This window comes from Stutzerimonas stutzeri, assembly GCF_019090095.1.
Lineage (GTDB): Bacteria > Pseudomonadota > Gammaproteobacteria > Pseudomonadales > Pseudomonadaceae > Stutzerimonas > Stutzerimonas stutzeri_AN.
Window position 1 is genome coordinate 1,269,381 of sequence record NZ_JAGQFP010000001.1, and the last position, 18,628, is coordinate 1,288,008.

The 18,628-nt window shown below is 61.6% G+C and carries 13 protein-coding genes and 1 other RNA gene; 4 read left to right on the forward strand and 10 right to left on the reverse strand.

Annotated features, from left to right (window positions below):
* Positions 1-71 precede the first annotated feature (71 nt).
* The 4 genes from KVO92_RS05430 to ihfB all read right to left on the reverse strand — a co-directional run bounded on the left by KVO92_RS05430 (position 72) and on the right by ihfB (position 5,242).
* Positions 72-1,640, reverse strand: a complete 1,569-nt coding sequence (locus KVO92_RS05430) for an MBL fold metallo-hydrolase (protein WP_336512604.1) — start codon at positions 1,638-1,640, stop codon at positions 72-74.
* Between the two features lie 129 nt (positions 1,641-1,769).
* Positions 1,770-3,050 (reverse strand): Wzz/FepE/Etk N-terminal domain-containing protein, encoded by a 1,281-nt coding sequence (locus KVO92_RS05435; RefSeq protein ID WP_217474612.1) that lies wholly within the window; start codon positions 3,048-3,050, stop codon positions 1,770-1,772.
* Between the two features lie 482 nt (positions 3,051-3,532).
* Positions 3,533-4,840, reverse strand: a complete 1,308-nt coding sequence (locus tag KVO92_RS05440) for a Wzz/FepE/Etk N-terminal domain-containing protein (protein WP_217474613.1) — start codon at positions 4,838-4,840, stop codon at positions 3,533-3,535.
* A gap of 117 nt (positions 4,841-4,957) precedes the next feature.
* The gene (gene ihfB / locus KVO92_RS05445; RefSeq protein ID WP_217474614.1) at positions 4,958-5,242 is read right to left on the reverse strand and encodes an integration host factor subunit beta; all 285 of its coding nucleotides are present in this window, start codon (positions 5,240-5,242) and stop codon (positions 4,958-4,960) included.
* A 988-nt stretch (positions 5,243-6,230) separates the two neighbouring features.
* On the opposite strand from ihfB, the gene KVO92_RS05450 reads away from it, so the two are divergent.
* Positions 6,231-6,671, forward strand: coding sequence for an REP-associated tyrosine transposase (locus KVO92_RS05450; protein WP_217474615.1), 441 nt, complete (start codon positions 6,231-6,233; stop codon positions 6,669-6,671).
* Positions 6,672-6,929: 258 nt separating this feature from the next.
* Here KVO92_RS05450 and KVO92_RS05455 read toward each other — a convergent pair whose 3' ends face one another.
* Complete coding sequence (locus KVO92_RS05455; RefSeq protein WP_217474616.1) at positions 6,930-8,591, reverse strand: DEAD/DEAH box helicase; 1,662 nt, start codon at positions 8,589-8,591, stop codon at positions 6,930-6,932.
* A 1,238-nt stretch (positions 8,592-9,829) separates the two neighbouring features.
* Positions 9,830-10,579: a spermidine synthase gene (locus KVO92_RS05460; protein WP_217474617.1), complete on the reverse strand. Its 750-nt coding sequence runs from the start codon at positions 10,577-10,579 to the stop codon at positions 9,830-9,832.
* 117 nt (positions 10,580-10,696) lie between these two features.
* On the opposite strand from KVO92_RS05460, the gene KVO92_RS05465 reads away from it, so the two are divergent.
* Together KVO92_RS05465 and KVO92_RS05470 are read left to right on the forward strand one after the other, a co-directional pair.
* The gene (locus KVO92_RS05465; RefSeq protein ID WP_217474618.1) at positions 10,697-12,046 is read left to right on the forward strand and encodes a class II 3-deoxy-7-phosphoheptulonate synthase; all 1,350 of its coding nucleotides are present in this window, start codon (positions 10,697-10,699) and stop codon (positions 12,044-12,046) included.
* Between the two features lie 197 nt (positions 12,047-12,243).
* Positions 12,244-13,692: an SLC13 family permease gene (locus KVO92_RS05470; RefSeq protein ID WP_217474619.1), complete on the forward strand. Its 1,449-nt coding sequence runs from the start codon at positions 12,244-12,246 to the stop codon at positions 13,690-13,692.
* Between the two features lie 125 nt (positions 13,693-13,817).
* On the opposite strand, the gene efp is transcribed toward KVO92_RS05470, so the two are convergent.
* The 3 genes from efp to ffs form a co-directional block, all read right to left on the reverse strand.
* A complete protein-coding gene (gene efp / locus KVO92_RS05475; RefSeq protein WP_212619908.1) occupies positions 13,818-14,384 on the reverse strand; it encodes an elongation factor P in 567 nt (188 codons plus the stop codon).
* A gap of 43 nt (positions 14,385-14,427) precedes the next feature.
* A complete protein-coding gene (gene earP, locus KVO92_RS05480) occupies positions 14,428-15,567 on the reverse strand; it encodes an elongation factor P maturation arginine rhamnosyltransferase EarP (RefSeq protein ID WP_217474620.1) in 1,140 nt (379 codons plus the stop codon).
* A gap of 163 nt (positions 15,568-15,730) precedes the next feature.
* An RNA gene (ffs, locus tag KVO92_RS05485) (signal recognition particle sRNA small type) lies at positions 15,731-15,827 on the reverse strand.
* A gap of 523 nt (positions 15,828-16,350) precedes the next feature.
* Here ffs and KVO92_RS05490 point away from each other — a divergent pair.
* Positions 16,351-17,337: an NAD(P)/FAD-dependent oxidoreductase gene (locus KVO92_RS05490; RefSeq protein WP_217474621.1), complete on the forward strand. Its 987-nt coding sequence runs from the start codon at positions 16,351-16,353 to the stop codon at positions 17,335-17,337.
* A 96-nt stretch (positions 17,338-17,433) separates the two neighbouring features.
* On the opposite strand, the gene KVO92_RS05495 is transcribed toward KVO92_RS05490, so the two are convergent.
* Positions 17,434-18,363: a ZIP family metal transporter gene (locus KVO92_RS05495; protein WP_217474622.1), complete on the reverse strand. Its 930-nt coding sequence runs from the start codon at positions 18,361-18,363 to the stop codon at positions 17,434-17,436.
* Positions 18,364-18,628: the final 265 nt, after the last annotated feature.

Below are 18,628 nucleotides of genomic sequence, written 5' to 3' on the forward strand. Positions count from 1 at the left end.
GAACGTTAGAATTTGAACCCAGCGCTCTATTGCCCTATGGCTCAGCACGCTGTTGCTCCGTATAAATATGATCAGGCAGTGACGTACACATCCTTGCCCTTATTTGCATATAGTGCGCAGAGTTGAGCGGACAATTCTCGCTTCGCTCCCTCCTCCCCATGCACCACTCGAATCTCCCCCGGCCACTCCTGCATTCCGGTCACGAATTCTACCAACCCCTTCTGATCCGCATGCGCCGAGTAGCCGCCGATAATGGCGATGCCTGCGCGCACGTCAATGCGTTCACCGTCCAGATACACATAACCACCCTTGGGTCCGTAGGTTTGAATCTCATGCCCGGGCGTGCCCTTGGCCTGGTAGCCGACAAACAAAACGTTATGCCGTTTATCCCCTAGCATGGCCTTTAGGTAATTGACGATGCGACCGCCGCTGCACATGCCGCCACCGGCAATAACGATGGCTGGGCGTGCAGTCTGGGTCAGATGATTCACGATGCGCTGATGATCACCGTGGCTATTGATGGTAATGAGTTGCTCGAAGGCCAACGGGCGGCGCCCGGATTCGACACGTTCACGCGCCTCTTGGTTCCAATAGGGCTGCAGCGCCCGGTAGGCGTCGGTGAAGCGGCTCGCGAGCGGTGAGTCGAGGATAATGGGGAGTTCGGGCCAGTTTGGTTCCGTGTGGGGCTTGGTGTTATCGCTGGGCTCTGCTCCCCTCACCCCAGCCCTCTCCCCGGAGGGGAGATGGGGCATATCGGAGCTGGCCGGGGCTTCGTCGCCGGCCCTTCGCCTCACGTCAGTCCTTTCCTCAGCAGGCAGAGGGGCCTGATCTGCGGCTGTTCTTTGTTTGCTCTGAATGATGTCTTCCAGTTCGTAGAGCAGTTCCTGGGTGCGGCCGATGCTGAAAGCTGGAATGAGCACGGTGCCTGGGTCTTCCAGAGCCTGTGCGATAACGGCTTCGAGGCGCTGGCGGCGGGTGCTGCGGTCTTCGTGAAGACGGTCGCCGTAAGTGCTTTCCAACACGAGGATATCGGCGCGTTCGGGCGGCTGCGGCGGCATCAGGAAGGGTGCGTGCGGTGCACCCAGGTCGCCGGAGAACACGATGCGTTTGCTCTCGTTCCGGCGCAGGTAGTTCAGGTCGAACTCGACATAAGCGGAGCCGAGGATGTGGCCAGCTCGCTGCAAGCGAACGCGCGCGATCAAGTCTTCAGTTTCGAGCAGGGTGAACCAGTGCTGGTAAGGCAACGCGATGATGCGTTTCTCGACCTGCTCGATGTAGCGCTCGACCTGCGCCTGGTCACGGCTGATGCCAACCTTGAAGGCATCTTCCAGGACGACAGGCAGCAGCTTCGCCGAAGGCTCGCTGCACAGGATGGGGCCGTCGAAGCCCGCCGCAAGGAGATAGGGAATCCGGCCGACGTGATCGATGTGAACATGGGTGACGATCAGCGCCCTGGCCGTATCGAGTGGAAACTCGATGGACAGTCGGTCCGCCTCCGATCCGCCGGGCAATGAAGCATCGTTGCCCTGGAACAACCCGCAATCGATCAGCACGCTGGCCGAGACGTTCATACGAAGCTGATGGCAGGAGCCCGTCACGCCATCCTTGGCTCCGTGATGTTCAATGATCGGATACTGCACGGTTATTCCCTTAACTAATACGTAAAACACTCGTGACAAACTAGCCACGAGTCCGCATGGAAAATGAAACGCGATTCTATACGAGTTGGACGCTCGTCGGCTGGCTACCACCAGCCGACGGATGGGCGGTCAGATCTGTACAGCTGGGCGGCGCAGGTTACGCACCAAGGCAATGAACAGTCCGAGCATGCCACCGAGCACGAGGGCCAGCGCGACGATCAGCACCTTTTTAGGCTTGATCGGCCGGGTTGGCGCTACCGCACTCTGGTCCACGGAGACCAGTTCGAGTGCATTGGTGTCGAGATGAAGGGCTCGCAGACGCGCAGCTTCTTCGCGCCAGCCAGCGAGGTCTTTGAGGAAAAGGTCTTCGTTTTCGCGACTGTTCAGCGTTTCGATCTGACGGTTGTGCTCCAGCAGCTTGAGCTCCCGGGCAATCTGTGCGATGCGCGGCTCGGTGAAATCGTCGGAGCGACGAGCCAGCAGCGCCTTGCGCTCTGCCTCCAGCGCATCGCTACCCATGAAGTACAGCGGAATCTGCTGGTTGTTCACTTCGGTACGGATGACGCTGCCCTGACTGGTAATCTCGGCGGCGCCAAGCGATGACGGTGTGGTGGGCTTGGTGATGCCCAGCGAGCTGGCGATACGAATCGCTTCGTTGAGCTGGTTGATGCGGTTATCACGGCGAGTCTTCAATTGCTGACGCAGCGCGGAAAGCTCATCGTTCAACTGAGCGCGTTTGAGCGCGTCTGCCTCGCTGAGCTTGGCAATCTTGATCTCTTTGCTCGCCTCGTAGTTGGCGCGGGCGGCGGCCATGTTCTTTTCCAGCTGGCTCAGGCGGTTGCCGATCAGGGTGTCGAGGTCCGCAGCGATCTGCTTGCGCACGCTATCGAGCGAGTACTGAACGAACCCATTGACCACTTGCACGCCATTGATGCCTTCCGGATAGGTCAGCTGGATACCTACGAAAGGGGTTGTGCTCTCGGCTTTTTTTGGGTCGGGCTGTACGAGCTTGAAGGCTTCATCATTGAAGGTTTCAAACGTTTGCTCGAGACTCCGACCTGGCTGAGCAAGCTCAGCGAAAAGCGGCTGGTTGTCACGGAAGAAACTCAGGCGGTTTTCATAGGAATCCAGTGCTGCGGCCACCTGTGTCAATGCTTGCTTGGGTGACAACTTATAGATGCCCAGATGGTTGAGCTCATCGAGATCCTTGATCGCAGCAGGACGCAGCACGCTTTGCACGGTGTAATAAGGCGTAGCGAGCAACGCGTAGGCAATTCCGATAAGGCCGGCGAAAACAGTGACCGCAACGATTAGCGTTTTTTGCTTCCATAGCACGCTGAAAAGTTGCAATAAATCAATTTCGTTAGAGCTCACCGGAGTGAGAGCTTCGGGAGAGGCTACAGCGTTCACGTCGAATTCCATCTCGTGTTGGAGCGCAGCTGAATGCGGCGCCGGGGTCGGCTACCACAAAAAAAGCGAAAAGTTCCGTCACCATTTTTGCGGGCCGCTATTTTGCCACCTAGTGCACAAAAAACAAGCGGAGCGACTGAGATAGACGTGCTGTCAAATGCCACACCCGACCAGCGGCTCCCCTTGCCAGATCGAGCTGTTCTTGAAAGCTGCATTCGCTGCGGGGCGCGCCTTTCGCAATGCGGATTCGTACGGACTGCGGGTAGGCGCAGAGGGCCAGCCTCGGCGCGAAGCTTTAGGGCGGCAGGCCTGCAGCCTGTATTCGCCGCGGGGGCGCGGCTCCTACAAAGACGGTTGGTGCGGGCTGTCGGTATGTAAGCGAGGCCCGCCTTGGAGCGAAGCTTGGATGGGTCAGGTAAGCCGCATTCGCCGCGAGGGCGCACTCCCAACAGAAGAGCACCCGGCCCAGGGATTGGCTTTGGCTATCGGTAAATCGGCTGTGGATCGGAGCTGCGGTTTACCAGACTGCGAATCAGCGCGATAAAGACGCCGAGCATTGCACCCAGTACGAGTCCAAGAGCCAAGATCATCGCCTTCTTGGGTTTAACAGCATTGTTCGATTGCAACGCCGGCTGATCGAGCCGCACCAACCGCAGACGCTCGGTATCGAGCTTGATAGCCTTCAAACGAGCGGCTTCTTCTCGCAGTTCTGCCAGGTTGGTGAGGTAGAGATCCTCACTTTCGCGTTCTTTCAGGATTTCCACTTCTCGATTGTTTTCCAGCATCGCCAGCTCTGACTGGATTTCAGCGATACGAGGCTCAATAAAGTCGTCGGATTTGCGGTTGGCCAGCGCGTCCCGCTCAGCCATCAACGCTTCGGTGCCCATGAAATACAACGGCATTTCCTGATTGGTCACCTCAGTCCGAATGACCTGCGCGCCACCGCGGGGGGCCTCAGCCATGGCTGACGGCGTCGTTGGTGTACGGATCCCTAGCGACTCGGCAATGGAAATGGCCTCGCTCAGCTCCTGGATACGGTTGGTGCGGCGCGTTTTCAACTCCTCGCGCAATGCCTTGAGTTCGTCCTGTAGCTGGGCACGCTTGAGGGCGCTTTCTTCGAGGAGCGTGGCGATCTTCGCTTCCTTGGAGGCGTTGTAGTTCGCGCGCTGCGCCTCCATGTTCGTCTCCAGACTGGCCAATCGGTTGCCGATCAGGCTATCCAGATCCTCGGCGATTTCGCGACGCTCCAGTTCCAGTACGTAGGCAACGAATTCATTTACAACCGAGGCTCCTTCCATCCCTTTCGGATAGGTGAGCTTAAGGCCTACGAACGCACTGCGGTTATCGGTGCGCTTGGGGTCCGGGAATAGCATTTCGAAGGCTTTTTCATTGAATTCGGCGAAGGTCTGCTCAAGTGAATCACCTTGCTTGGGAATATTCTGAAAAAGCTCCTGATGGCTCAGGAAAAACTCCAACCGGTTGTCGTAGGACGAAAGACCGCTCGCCACCCGGTTGATCGCCTCCTCCGGACTGAGCTTGTAGAGGCCGGTCTCGTTGAGTTGATCGAGGCTGCTGTGCGGGACGGGTCGCAGGTAAGTCTTGGTTTCGTAGTAGGGCGTCGCAAGGAATGCGTAGGCTGCAGCGATGAGCGCGACGATTAGCGTCACACCGACAATAAGCAGCTTTTGCTGCCATAGCGCGCGAAACAGCTCGACGAGATCTATTTCTTCGGGTGTAGAGGTTTGGTGCTGCACGGTCTTCCCCAGTTCCTTGTTATGGATGCGCTTCATTGCCAATAAGCGAACCGGGATTAGTCCATATTGCAGACCACAAGTTCAGGTGAGCTGATGATTTTTAACAGCTTTTGATCTCTCGACTCTGCCAACGATGGCAGGCCAGATAGCGAGTTACTCGTCTTCGTTAACCCGATCCCGCAGCTCCTTGCCCGGCTTGAAATGCGGAACGAACTTGCCGTCGAGCGGGACGGATTGGCCGGTTTTGGGGTTGCGGCCTACGCGCGGTGCGCGGTAATGGAGAGAAAAACTGCCGAAACCGCGGATCTCGATGCGGTCACCGGTGGCGAGCGCCTGAGCCATTTGCTCGAGCATGGTCTTGATGGCCAGCTCGACATCCTTGGACGAAAGAAGGCCTTGATGGGTGACGATACGTTCGATCAACTCCGACTTGGTCATGGTTTTTCCTTCGTTTTCAAGCGGCTAGATCATTTGGGTTGCGATCGTTTGTAGCATGTTGTTCAGAGTTTGAACAGCCTGGACGTTTGGGTCAGGTTTTTTGGAGGCTGGGGCTCGGGGTGCAGGTTGGTGGGTCGCTGAGCAGGCCTTTGGCTCGCATTCGCCGCGGGGTCGCGGCTCCCACATGATGTGGTGGGTTTGGATTCTTGGAGAGAGCTGGGGCTTGGGGTGGAGGTTGGTGGTTTGCTGGGCAGGCCTTTGGCCCGCATTCGCCGCGGGGTCGCGGCTCCCACATGGAGTCAAGGGGTTTGGGTTTTGGAAAGGGCTGGGGCTTGGGGTGAAGAGTGGTGGGGGGCTGGGCAGGCCTTTGGCCTGCATTCGCCGCGGGGGCGCGGCTCCTACATGGAGTCAAGGGGTTTGGGTTTTGGAAAGGGCTGGGGCTTGGGGTGAAGGTTGGTGGTTTGCTGGGCAGGCCTTTGGCCTGCATTCGCCGCGGGGGCGCGGCTCCCACATGGAGTCAAGGGGTTTGGGTTTTGGAAAGGGCTGGGGCTTGGGGTGAAGGTTGGCGGGGGCTGGGCAGGCCTTTGGCCAGCATTCGCCGCGGGGTCGCGGCTCCTACATGGCGTGGTGGGGTTTGGGTTTGGAAAGGGCTGGGGCTTGGGGTGACGGTTGGTGGTTTGCTGGGCAGGCCTTTGGCCTGCATTCGCCGCGGGGGCGCGGCTCCTACATGGAGTCAAGGGGTTTGGGTTTTGGAAAGGGCTGGGGCTTGGGGTGAAGGTTGGCGGGGGGCTGGGCAGGTCTTTGACCTGCATTCGCCGCGGGGTCGCGGCTCCCACAAGCGGGCGGGGTGGGGTTTGGTTGTGGGAGCCCCGACCTCGGGGCGAAGCGTTTTCACGATTGAGCGATGTCGGATGGTGAGGAACGGATCGCTAACGACGGTACGCATCGACGCTAAGCTGCATAAATAGCGAGCAAAGGACGAAAGAGCATGGACGCTTATTCTGCATCGAGCCGACTTCGTAAAGGCCGCTGGTCTGCCCAGGGCCAGATCTATCTGGTCACCACTGTCGCTCAGGATCGACAACCGGTGTTTCGTGACATGGCCGCGGCACGAGCGTTGATTCGTACCATGCAATCCGATGAAGCAAGGGGTACCAGCAGGACATGGGCGTTTGTCGTAATGCCTGATCATCTTCACTGGCTGGTCCAGTTAGACCAAGGCACGCTGCCTCAGCTCGTTGGGCGGGTCAAATCGATCTCAGCCAGGCAGATTGGGCAATCTATCTGGCAGGCAGGCTTTCATGACCGAGCGCTACGTACCGGGGATGATCTGAAGTCGGCAGCGCGATACATCGTCGCGAACCCGCTGAGGGCGGGGCTGGTAGATCAGATTGGTGACTATCCGCATTGGGATGCGGTTTGGTTGTAGGTTGAGATTATTGGCATCCCTGCGGCCTGCTTCGCCGCGGGGTCGCGGCTCCTACAGGAGCGGTGCGGTGAGGAGTTGGAATGGCAGGGGTGAATTGATGGGGCAAGCCCCGACCTGCTTTCGCCGCGGGGCGCGGCTCCTACAAAAGCACGCGGCTGAGGGTGGGTCTGTGGGAGCCCCGACCTCGGGGCGAATACCGCTTTAGGAAACAAAAAAGGGTGAGCATAAGCTCACCCTTTTTATTCAACGCAAAGACGATCAATCCTCGCGATAGCGACGCAGCTTGAGCTGCTTGCCGCCGACGCGGGTGTCCTTGAGTTTGCCGAGCAGGCGCTCGAGCCCCTCTTCCGGCAGTTCGACCAGACTGAAGCTGTCACGCACCTGGATGCGGCCGATCGCTTCGCGGGCCAGGCCGCCTTCGTTGAGGATGGCGCCGAGCAAGTTACGTGCAGCGATGCCATCACGTGCGCCCAGCGGTGTACGGCAGCGGGCACGGCCTTCAGCCAACGGCACGGGTGCGCGACGCTCGCGGTCACCACTGCGCTCTGGACGATCGGAGCGCTCACGCGGGCCACTGGTCGGCACCAACGGCTGCTCTTTCTCGACTTCAGCCAGGGTCAGCGCCTGGCCATTAGTGGCTTTGCGCAGCAGCGCAGCGGCCAGAGCGCGCGGCGTGCAGCCGATATCAGCAACCAGCTTGTCGAGCAGCTCACCATGGCTGGCTTCGGCATCGGCCACCAGCGGCGAGAGGCTGTTGGTCAGCTTCTTGATGCGCGCGTCCAGGACTTGCTGCGCATTCGGCAGACGAGCTTCGGCGACCTTCTGGTTGGTGACGCGCTCGATGACTTGCAGCATACGGCGCTCACGCGGGGTGACCAGCAGCAACGCACGCCCTTCGCGACCCGCACGACCGGTACGGCCGATGCGGTGCACATAGGATTCGGGGTCGTACGGCATGTCCACGTTGAATACGTGAGTGATGCGCGCCACATCGAGACCACGGGCGGCGACGTCGGTAGCGACAACGATATCGAGGCGACCGTCCTTGAGCGATTCGATGACGCGCTCGCGCTGGTTCTGAGCGATGTCACCGTTCAGCGCAGCGGCCTTGTAACCCTTGGCTTCCAGCGCGGCGGCCAGATCCAGCGTGGCCTGCTTGGTACGCACGAAGGCGATCAGGGCATCGAAGTCTTCGACTTCCAGCAAACGCAGCACCGCGGGAATCTTCTGGTCGGCGTGGACCATCAGATGCGCCTGCTCGATACGAGCGACGGTCTGGGTCTTGGCGGCAATCTTGATGTGCTGCGGCTCGCGCAGGTGCTTTTCGGCAATGGCGCGAATGGAGTGCGGCAGGGTCGCGGAGAACAGCACGCTCTGGCGGCTTTCCGGCATGGCTTCGAAGATCACTTCGAGGTCATCCATGAAGCCCAGCTTGAGCATCTCGTCGGCTTCGTCGAGCACCAGGAACTGGATGGTCGACAGCAGCGCGCTGTTGCGGCTCAGGTGATCGACCAGACGGCCTGGGGTGGCGACGATGATCTGCGCGCCCTGGCGGATGGCCTTGAGCTGCGGGCCCATCGGGGCACCGCCGTAGACAGCGACGACGCCAACACCCGGCATTTGCTTGGAGTAGGTTTCGAATGCAGTGGCGACCTGCAGGGCCAGTTCGCGAGTCGGCGCCAGGATCAGCGCTTGCGGTTCGCGCTTGGCCGGGTCGATTTTCGAGAGGATGGGCAGTGCGAACGCCGCGGTCTTGCCGGTGCCGGTCTGGGCCTGGCCGATCATGTCGTGGCCGCCGAGGATAACCGGGATAGCCTGGCTCTGGATGGCCGAAGGCTCTTCGTAGCCCACTGCGGTTACGGCAGCGAGTACGGAGGGATGAATACCGAGTGCGGCAAAGCCGCCGATTTCTTGGGTCATGGGTCTTTTCCTGATGCTCCGCAAAGACCCATGTTCCGAAGCTGCGCATGCCATGCAAAACCCGAAGGTCACCCTGGCAGCCTGGTCGGCGGGGTTTGCGAAAACGTAATGAATGATGAATCGTCTAGGACAGCCGCGAGAAGCGGACAGCAGCCGAAGCAGCGCTTCGTGTGTTGCAGTACCTGAACGCGGGCTGGGTTTCAGCCGGCGCGTACTATACCGGAATTCTGTGAAGCTGTGCGTGTAATTTGTCTGCGGAGTTAGGTTTGGATGGCAGGCCCGCGCGATCTTCCCTGCCCCTGTGGAAGCCCCGCCCCCCGGGGCGACGCTTTTGTCTTTTGAGCGGGCAGTCAGCCCGCTTTCGCCGCGAGGGCGCGGCTCCTACCAAAAGCAGAGGTGCGGGTGATGGGGCATGTCAAAAGCAGGTCAGCGCGATCTGCCCTGCCCCATGTGGGAGCCCCGCCCCCGGGGCGAAGCTTCTGGCTGAGCGGGCAGTCAGCCTGCTTTCGCCGCGGGGGCGCGGCTCCTACTAAAAGCAGAGGGTGCGGGTGATGGGGCATGTCAAAAGCAGGCCTGCGCACCGCTTTGCGCCACCCTGTGGGAGCCCCGCCCCGGGGCGAAGCCTTTGGCTTTTGAGCGGGCAGCCAGCCCACTTTCGCCGCGGGGGCGCGGCTCCTACCAAAAGCAGAGGGTGCGGGTGATGGGCATGGCAAAGCAGGCCCGCGCGATCTGCACTGCCCCTGTGGGAGCCCCGCCCCCGGGGCGAAGCCTTTGGCTTGAGCGGGCAGCCAGCCTGCTTTCGCCGCGGGGGCGCGGCTCCTACTAAAAGCAGAGGGTGCGGGTGATGGGGCATGTCAAAAGCAGGTCAGCGCGATCTGCCCTGCCCCTGTGGGAGCCCCGCACCCGGGGCGAAGCCTTTGACTTTTGAGCGGGCAGTCAGCCTGCTTTCGCCGCGGGGGCGCGGCTCCTACTAAAAGCAGAGGGTGCGGGTGATGGGGCATGTCAAAAGCAGGTCAGCGCACCGCTTTGCTCTACCCTGTGGGAGCCCCGCCCCCGGGGCGAAGCTTTGGCTTTTGAACGGGCAGTCAGCCCGCTTTCGCCGCAGGGGCGTGGCTCCTACCAAAAGCAGAGGGTGCGGGTGATGGGGCATGTCAAAAGCAGGCCAGCGCACCGCTTTGCGCCACCCTGTGGGAGCCCCGCCCCCGGGGCGAAGCTTTTGGCTTTTAAATCGCCTTACGTCAGCTCGCCGGACGCAGTGCCTCTATCAGCGAGTCCAGCGAATAGCCCAGGCGTGGCGCGAGTGCCGTGGCGCGTTCGCGCAGGGCGGCGATGTCGAGGACTTGGTCGAGATCAGCGGGCACGAACAGCACGACGTTGCCCTCCTTCACCGGGCATTCCCAATAGTGCCGATGAAACAGCCCGCGCAGCAGCGCCGCGCCGAGCGGCTTGTCATCATCGGTGCCCCATTGGTTGATGATCAGCCAACCGTCGGGGTTGAGCCTCTGTTGGCAGCGTTCGAGAAAGCGCCACGCCAGGTGCGCCGCTGCCGGCCCCATATCGGTATAGAGATCGACGAAAATCAGGTCGGCCGTCTCGGCTGAATCGAGCAGTTCCACCGCGTCGCCAATACGAACATACAGCCGCGAATCATCCTGCAAACCCAGATAGCGCATCGCGAGGTCCGGCACATCCGGACGCAACTCGATGGCTTCGACGTCTTCCAGCGGTAGGAACTCCAGGCACGCCTGCGTCAGGGTGCCGGCACCCAGCCCGAGAAATAGCGCCGTCTCGGGGGCTGCATGCATCAAGCCCCCCATCAACATGGCGCGGGTGTAGTCGTATTCAAGCCAGCTGGGATCACGCGTGAAAACACAGCTTTGCTCAACGGCCGCGCCAAACTCGAGGAAACGGTAGTCGCCGACTTCCAGCACACGGATCAGGCCGAAGGCATCTTTCACTTCGGCCAGCAACACTTCCTGCTTATCCATTGCGCTCACTCCAAACCAGTCGGCGCATCTTACCCAGCCCGATTGGCAACGGCTATCAGCGCCGAGGGAGCGCATCAGGTAAAATCGGCGCACTTTTTTCGGACGGACACGACAGCCATGAGCCACGCCTGGAGCCCCACCAGCTGGAGAGCCAAACCCATCCAGCAACAGCCCGAATACCCGGATGCGGCGCATCTGCAGCGTGTAGAAAACACCCTGGCGAGCCTGCCGCCGCTGGTCTTCGCCGGTGAAGCACGGGAGCTGCGCCGACAGTTTGCCGAGGTCACCCAGGGTCGTGCCTTCCTGCTGCAGGGCGGCGATTGCGCAGAAAGCTTCGCCGAGTTCTCCGCACCGAAGATCCGCGACACCTTCAAGGTGCTGTTGCAGATGGCGGTGGTGATGACCTTTGCTGCGGGCTGTCCGGTGATCAAGGTCGGTCGCATGGCCGGGCAGTTCGCCAAGCCGCGCTCGTCCGGCAACGAGACCATCGACGGCGTCACCCTGCCCGCTTACCGCGGCGATATCGTCAACGGCATCGGCTTCGATGAGAAAAGCCGCGTGCCGGACCCGGAGCGTCTGCTGCAGGCCTATCATCAGTCCACGGCCAGCTTGAACCTGCTACGCGCGTTCGCGCAGGGCGGTTTTGCCGACCTGCACCAGGTGCATCAGTGGAACCTCGACTTCATCGCCAACTCGCAAATGGCCGAGAAGTACCACCAGCTGGGCGCGCGGATCGATCAGGCGCTGAGATTCATGCGCGCCTGCGGCATGGACAACGCACCTCAGTTGCGCGAGACCAATTTCTTCACCGCTCACGAGGCGCTGCTGTTGAACTACGAGCAGGCCTTCGTTCGACAGGACAGCCTCAGCGGTGGCTGGTACGACTGCTCGGCCCACATGCTGTGGATCGGCGACCGGACGCGACAGCTGGACGGCGCCCATGTGGAATTTCTCCGCGGCGTGGGTAACCCGATCGGCGTGAAAGTCGGGCCGAGCATGGATAGCGACGAGCTGATCCGCCTGATCGATATCCTCAATCCGGAGAACGATCCGGGTCGCCTGAACCTCATCGTGCGGATGGGCGCCGACAAGGTCCAGGATGGCCTGCCACGCCTGATCCAGACCGTGCAGCGCGAAGGCCGGCATGTGCTGTGGAGTTCCGATCCCATGCACGGCAACACCATGAAGGCCTCCAGCGGCTACAAGACGCGGGACTTCGCACGGGTGTTGGCCGAAGTGCGGCAGTTTTTCGAGGTACACCGCGCCGAAGGCAGTTATCCGGGCGGCATTCACATCGAGATGACCGGACAGAACGTCACCGAGTGCATCGGCGGTTCGCGCCCGATCACCGAGGATGGCCTCTCCGACCGCTACCACACCCATTGCGATCCGCGCCTCAACGCCGACCAGTCGCTGGAAATGGCTTTCCTGATCGCCGAAACACTGAAGCAGGTGCGGCCGAGCTGACAGCCCCTCTCGATGGGCTTTGGCGCGGCCCGCGCCAAACCTCAGGCTGCACGACAGGTCTAAGCATCAGCGCAGCATGGACGACTGCTTATCGATGCGGAATCGCATAATCATCAACAACGGACTGTAACATTCGCGCCGCTCTGGTCCGATTCCTACGCGCTCGCAGCCGAATCGCCCCACTGAGGAAACCTTGCATGTCCGATTCACCACAGAACAAGGGCGCCGCCGTAGCGGCCTCCATCGGTCTGTTTCTAGGTCCGTTTCTTTTGCTGTTGTGCATTCTGACCGAGCCTCCGAGCGGGCTTTCGCATGAGGCTTGGCTCACGATGGGCCTGGCCGGCCTGATGGCGGTCTGGTGGTCCACCGAGGCGATTCCGATCCCGGCAACCTCGCTGCTGCCGATCCTGCTGATTCCGTTGCTGGGTATCGATACGCTGGCCAAGGCCACCGCGCCCTATGCCAACCCGACTATCTTTCTGTTCTTCGGCGGCTTCGTGCTCGGCCTGGCCATGCAGCGCTGGAACCTACACCGGCGGATTGCCTTGGCTACCCTGCTAGCCGTGGGCAACCAGCCCAGCCGTCAGATTGCCGGATTCATGATCGCCACCGCGTTCATCAGCATGTGGGTCAGCAATACCGCGACCAGCATCATGATGCTGCCCATCGGCCTGTCGGTCATCGGCCTGCTGGTCACTGGCAGCGACGAAAGAGAAGGCAGCCGTTTCGCCATCGCCCTGCTCTTGGGAATTGCCTATGCAGCCAGCGTCGGCGGCATCGCGACGCTGATCGGCACGCCACCCAACGCACTGTTGGCAGCCTTCATGCGCGAGACTTACGACGTGCAGATCGGTTTCGGCCAATGGATGCTGCTGGGGCTGCCGCTGAGCATTGGCATGCTCATTTTCATCTGGTGGTGGCTGACGCGCGGTGGCTTCAAGCTCGCCGGCGGCGACAGCCGTGATCTCCTGGAAAAGGAAATGGCCGAGCTGGGCCCCATGTCTCGCGCGGAGAAGATGGTCGCTATGGTTTTCGCGCTGGCCGCGGCCGCCTGGATGCTGCAGCCTTTCCTCGTTGGCTATGTTGAGGGCGTGAACGACACCAGTATCGCCATCGCGGCCGCGCTGGCACTGTTCCTGATTCCAGTGAATTTGCGTGAGCGCGTCTTTCTCATGGACTGGGAGCAGGCGAACAAAGCACCGTGGGGCGTGTTGCTGCTGTTCGGTGGTGGCCTGTCGTTGGCCGGCGTGATCGGCGCGTCAGGCCTGGCCGAATGGATTGCCGGGAACCTGGGCGCCTCCGGAGCCCTGCCGCTGATTCTGATGATTGGGCTCGTCTCGCTGGTGATCATCTTTCTCACGGAAATCACCTCCAACACGGCGACCGCCGCAGCCTTTCTGCCCTTGCTGGGGGCATTGGCGGTTGCACAGGGAATGTCACCTGAGATGCTCGCGATTCCTGCCGCTGTTGCGGCCAGCTGCGCCTTCATGATGCCCGTGGCGACGCCACCCAACGCGATCGTATTCGGCACAGGCCAGATGCCCATCCAGGCGATGATCAAAGCGGGTTTCGTGCTGAACCTGTTCGGCGTCGTGTTGGTCACCTTGCTCTGTTACTTACTAGTTGGCTGGATCTGGGGCGGCTGAGACGTCAACGCTCCGAGGGCGGGAGGTGCCAGCCGTCATGGACCCCAGAAAAACAAAACCCCGCCTAAGCGGGGTTTGTGTTCGAGTCGCCCGGCATCGGCCCGGGTTGTCCGCGATAGCCTGGATCAGGCCTTGATACGGGACTTGTACTCGCCGGTACGGGTGTCGATCTCGATCGAGTCGCCGATTTCGCAGAAGGCGGAAACCTGCAGCTCGGCACCGTTCTTCAGGCGGGCGGTCTTCATGACCTTGCCGGAGGTGTCGCCGCGTACGGACGGCTCGGTGTAGACGATTTCGCGAACGATGGTGGTCGGCAGTTCAACCGAGATCACCTTGTCGTTGTAGAAAACGGCTTCGCAGACGTCGGTCATGCCGTCTTCGATGAAGGTCATCACGCCTTCGAGGTCTTCTTTTTCGATTTCGTACTGGTTGAACTCTTCGTCCATGAAGACGTAGAGCGGGTCGGCGAAGTAGGAATAGGTCACTTCCTTGCGCTCGAGAATTACCGGCTCCAGCTTGTCATCGGCCTTGTACACGGTCTCGGTAGCGGAACCGTTGAGCAGGTTCTTCAGCTTCATCTTGACGACGGCACTGTTACGACCGGACTTGTTGAACTCGGCTTTCTGGATGACCCAGGGTGCGCCGTTGATAACGGCCACTTGGCCGGCACGGAACTCTTGTGCGGTTTTCATACGAACATCCGAATGGAATTAGAGACAAAAAACAGGCCGCGTATCATAGCCAATCTGTGTAAAAAAACACCAGCTTTCCAGCCAGATCGCCGTTGGCGACCTGCTTATGGGTCCAGCGTTCGGCATGCGCGCGCAGCTCAGCCTCGTGCTCGAGCAACGCGGACCAGGCCGCAGCGCTTCCCTCCCCTGCGTTCCAGGCGTGCCAGAAGGCCCGCAACGCAGCCGCCGGCGCGGGGTCCAGGTCGTGCAGGTAAAGCTCGAGGAAGGCGTTGAGCTTGTCCCAGTGAGTGTCCTGCTCCTGCGGATAAATGTGCCAGACCAGCGGCCGACCCGCCCATTGCGCACGGATGAACGACTCCTCGCCGCGCACCGCGTTGAAGTCACAGCACCATAGCAGCATGTCGTACTGATTCTGGGTCATGAACGGCAGCACCGCGATCTGCAGCGCGCCACGGGCATGGCGGTCGCCTGCGCTGAGCGCATCCAGGCCCAGCCAGCTCGCCACGTCACCGAGCACACGCCCCTCGGGAACCAACAGCAGTGACGGCTGCGAGTCGGCGGCCAGTGCGTCGAGCCAGCCGGCGACCGCGCGATTTTCGTAAGCGAACAGCGAGAGCGTGCGCACTCCCGGCGGCACGCTCAGATCGAAGCTCTGCAAAAAGGCTTCGCGCATCGCCGGATCACGCTGGAAGGCCTCGCGCCGCGCCAGCAGATCGCCTTCGCGAATCAAGCCACCAGTGCCCTGCTCGAAGCCAGGAAAGAAAAAGTACTTCTGCAAGCCATCTGGCTGCATCGAAGGCAACGCATGGCAGCCCACCACCCAGTCCTCGGCACTGAGGTATTCCAGATTGAGCCAGAGGATACGGCGCTCGCTACGGGCCATCGCCTCGATATAGGCCGCTGGCAGTTGGCAGGCGAAGGCCTCGATCACCACATCCGCCGGCTCAGCGCCCGGCCAGTCCGGTGCCCAGTGGCGCACGTCGACGCCCTCATGCCATTGTTGAGCAGCCGTAGCGCTGGTACCTGGGCAAAGCCGCGCGAAGGTATCCAGATCGTCCACCCACAATCGCACCCGCTGCTTATGCTCTGCCACGAGCTGCCGCGCCAGGCGCCAGGTCACACCGATGTCGCCGTAGTTATCGACAACGACGCAGAAGATGTCCCAGCTCGCTCTGACCGACAAACCCGATGCTCCTCTGAAAAATTTCACCGTCCCTGCTCTCACCGTGCGGCGACAAGGGATACAAGTATGGTGGCCGCGCGAATGGCAGGCACGGCTATTCGCCGGAGCCTAGGGCACCAGGGCGACAAACAAAAGGGGGATGGTAAGACGTTATGGAGGTGAACCCTACCAGCCACACCCCGGCACACAATGTCACCGCTGCGGCTGCTCCCTTCCGGGCCTGACCGGGTTCACGGCTGATCGTTGCGGGGGGACCGGCAGGGCCCACCATAACAAAACCCGCCTGGCGGCGAGCGGCGCCATTGTACCGGCTTATTCCTAACTTACAACCAATCCTTGATGCGCTAACGCATTGACTCGTCGGGCATTAGTGTCGACCGGGATAGCTTGCCGGACGGACGACGCTCCAGTGGGAACCGCGCCCCCGCGGCGAATGCAGGCCCGAACCGAACACAATGATTGCCGCTTGTTTCGATTTCATGTGCAGTCGAGGCGCGGCCCACGCCCCATACCACACCCTGCCCCCAGCGATGGCCGCCAGCGCACGCCTCTCTCCGATCGAGAGGATCATACGGGGCGACCTCACCGCCCGTCAGCCTGGCTGAAATAACGTCGCCTTACGTCTTCTATCGACCCGAACCCCTATGCAAAACCTACGGTCTGTTTGAGGATAAGGGAGTGCAAAAGCACGGCCGTTTTCCTCCGGAACGCGGCACCAGGACCGAACGAACCAGCGCAGTTGTCGCGCAGCGGAGTCTGGCGGCGCTATCGAAAGAGGTAAGCATGAGCAAAGCTCCCATTGCCATCGTCGGCACCGGCATTGCAGGACTCTCCGCGGCGCAGGCTCTGCATGCGGCCGGACAATCCGTGCAGCTGTTCGACAAGAGCCGCGGCCTCGGTGGACGTATGTCCAGCAAGCGCAGCGACGCCGGCCACCTTGACCTTGGCACCCAGTATTTCACCGCACGTGACCGGCGCTTTACCGAGGCCGTGCGGCAATGGCAAAGCGCTGGCTGGGTTGGCGAATGGTCACCCAATCTCTACCAGTCCCACGGCGGCCAACTGTCGCCTTCGGCGGACGAGCAAGTGCGCTGGGTCGGCGTGCCCCGTATGAGCGCGATCGCCGCCGGGCTGCTCGGCGAGCTGCCAGCCAAGCTGTCGTGCCGTGTCACCGAGGCGTTTCGAGGGGAGGAGTACTGGACGCTGGTCGATGCCGAAGGCAACAACCACGGGCCTTACAGCCAGGTGATCATTGCAATCCCGGCGCCCCAGGCCAGCGCCCTGCTGGCCTCGGCACCGAAGCTGGCCGCCGTGGCCGCCAGCGTGGCCATGGAGCCCACCTGGTCCGTGGCCTTGGGGTTTCCGACACCGCTGGACACCCAGCTCGAGGCCTGTTTCGTTCAGGACGATGCGCTGGACTGGCTGGCACGCCACCGCAGCAAGCCAGGGCGCGAGGGCTCGCTGGACACCTGGGTCCTGCATGCGAGCAGTGCATGGAGCCGGCAGCATCTGGACCTGTCCCGCGAGCTGGTGGTCGAGCGGTTGCTCGGGGCCTTTGCCGAGCTGATCGACTGCGTGGTGCCCGCGCCGGAATTCACCCTCGCACATCGTTGGCTCTACGCGCGCCCGACCCAGTCCCATGAATGGGGTGCGCTCGCCGACACCCATCTCGGTCTGTATGCCTGCGGGGACTGGTGCCTCTCGGGGCGCGTCGAAGGCGCCTGGCTCAGCGGCCAGGAAGCCGCACGGCGGCTGCTCGAGCAGCTATAGCAGACCACTGCCCTCGCCCAGGTCGCCACCAAGCGTGTCGGCCTGGTGACTACGCACACAGCTCATTCGAGCAACCGTCAAGCTGACGCAAGGCGCCTAGCCCAACGCGGTATCGAGAAACATCATGACCGCGAAACCGCCCATCAACCCGACCGTCGCGGGCGTCTGATGGCCGTTGCGGTGGGTTTCGGGAATCACCTCGTGCGAAACCACGAAGATCATCGCGCCGGCGGCCAATCCGAGACTGATCGGGTAAGCAACGGCCAGACCGCTGGAAATGCCCAGCCCGACCAGAGCACCGAGCGGCTCCATCAAGCCGGACGCCGCAGCGACCACAATCGATCGCCCGGCGGAGAGCCCGGTGGTTCGCAAAGCCAACGCGATGGCCAGCCCTTCGGGAATATCCTGTATGGCAATTGCTGTCGTAAGCGGCAGGCCGACGTTCAGGTCGCCGTTGGCGAAACTCACGCCGATGGCCATGCCCTCCGGAACGTTGTGCAGAACGATGGCGAACACGAATAGCCAGACCCGGCTCATGCGCTGGTGGTTCGGCCCGAACGCGCCGGCGCTCTCGTGCGCGTGCGGCGTGAAATAGTCCAGCCCGAGCATCAGCAGCACACCGATTCCGAGGCCAGCCACGACGGTCAATGCCGCCAGCACGCCGCTGTCGAACAACTCACGGGCCGCGGCCAGCCCCGGGAGAATCAGCGAGAACGAACTGGCCGCGAGCATCATGCCGGCCGCAAAGCCCAGCATGCTGTCCTGGGTCCGCGTGGAAATGTTGTTCAGCACGACCGCCATCAGCGCACCCAACGCCGTGGCGGCGAAACCTGCGCTACCGCCGAGCAAGGCGTAGCGGACATTGCTCTCGTTGCCGTTCTGGAATGCGTTGTAGCCACTCGCGATCGACAACGAAACGACCACCAGCACTGTACCTATCAGGCCAAGCGTGACGATGGGATTTGCCTGAGCGTGCGCGATCCATGCCGCGCGTAGCGTCGCTGCGGCGCTTTGAGTGCTTGCCATGAATGAGGCCCCGAAATAATGGTTATCGCCTGCCGTAACCTAGGGAGACGTACGAGCGATCGAGCTGCGAGCGACTGGCAGACATCAGTCCGCCAAGGCGCTTCGAGCGTCTTACGGATATGACCATAAGCCACTCGCCGAGTTTGACTGAGCGCGCGCCGCGCGTGGCGGCGTCAGCGATACGGCGGGGAGATTTCGAAGCGCGCGCCCAGCAGCCCTGCGCTTCGCGACATGCGGCGCGCACCAGCAACAGGATGAGTAGAGA

What these genes read in the sequence shown, in the direction of transcription:
- KVO92_RS05490 (WP_217474621.1), top strand. Translation starts at nt 16,351, where the DNA reads ATGAGCAAAGCTCCCATTGCCATCGTCGGCACCGGCATTGCAGGACTC.
- efp (WP_212619908.1), bottom strand. Translation starts at nt 14,384, where the DNA reads ATGAAAACCGCACAAGAGTTCCGTGCCGGCCAAGTGGCCGTTATCAAC.
- KVO92_RS05495 (WP_217474622.1), bottom strand. Translation starts at nt 18,363, where the DNA reads ATGGCAAGCACTCAAAGCGCCGCAGCGACGCTACGCGCGGCATGGATC.
- KVO92_RS05450 (WP_217474615.1), top strand. Translation starts at nt 6,231, where the DNA reads ATGGACGCTTATTCTGCATCGAGCCGACTTCGTAAAGGCCGCTGGTCT.
- KVO92_RS05465 (WP_217474618.1), top strand. Translation starts at nt 10,697, where the DNA reads ATGAGCCACGCCTGGAGCCCCACCAGCTGGAGAGCCAAACCCATCCAG.
- KVO92_RS05460 (WP_217474617.1), bottom strand. Translation starts at nt 10,579, where the DNA reads ATGGATAAGCAGGAAGTGTTGCTGGCCGAAGTGAAAGATGCCTTCGGC.
- KVO92_RS05440 (WP_217474613.1), bottom strand. Translation starts at nt 4,840, where the DNA reads ATGAAGCGCATCCATAACAAGGAACTGGGGAAGACCGTGCAGCACCAA.
- KVO92_RS05455 (WP_217474616.1), bottom strand. Translation starts at nt 8,591, where the DNA reads ATGACCCAAGAAATCGGCGGCTTTGCCGCACTCGGTATTCATCCCTCC.
- ihfB (WP_217474614.1), bottom strand. Translation starts at nt 5,242, where the DNA reads ATGACCAAGTCGGAGTTGATCGAACGTATCGTCACCCATCAAGGCCTT.
- KVO92_RS05470 (WP_217474619.1), top strand. Translation starts at nt 12,244, where the DNA reads ATGTCCGATTCACCACAGAACAAGGGCGCCGCCGTAGCGGCCTCCATC.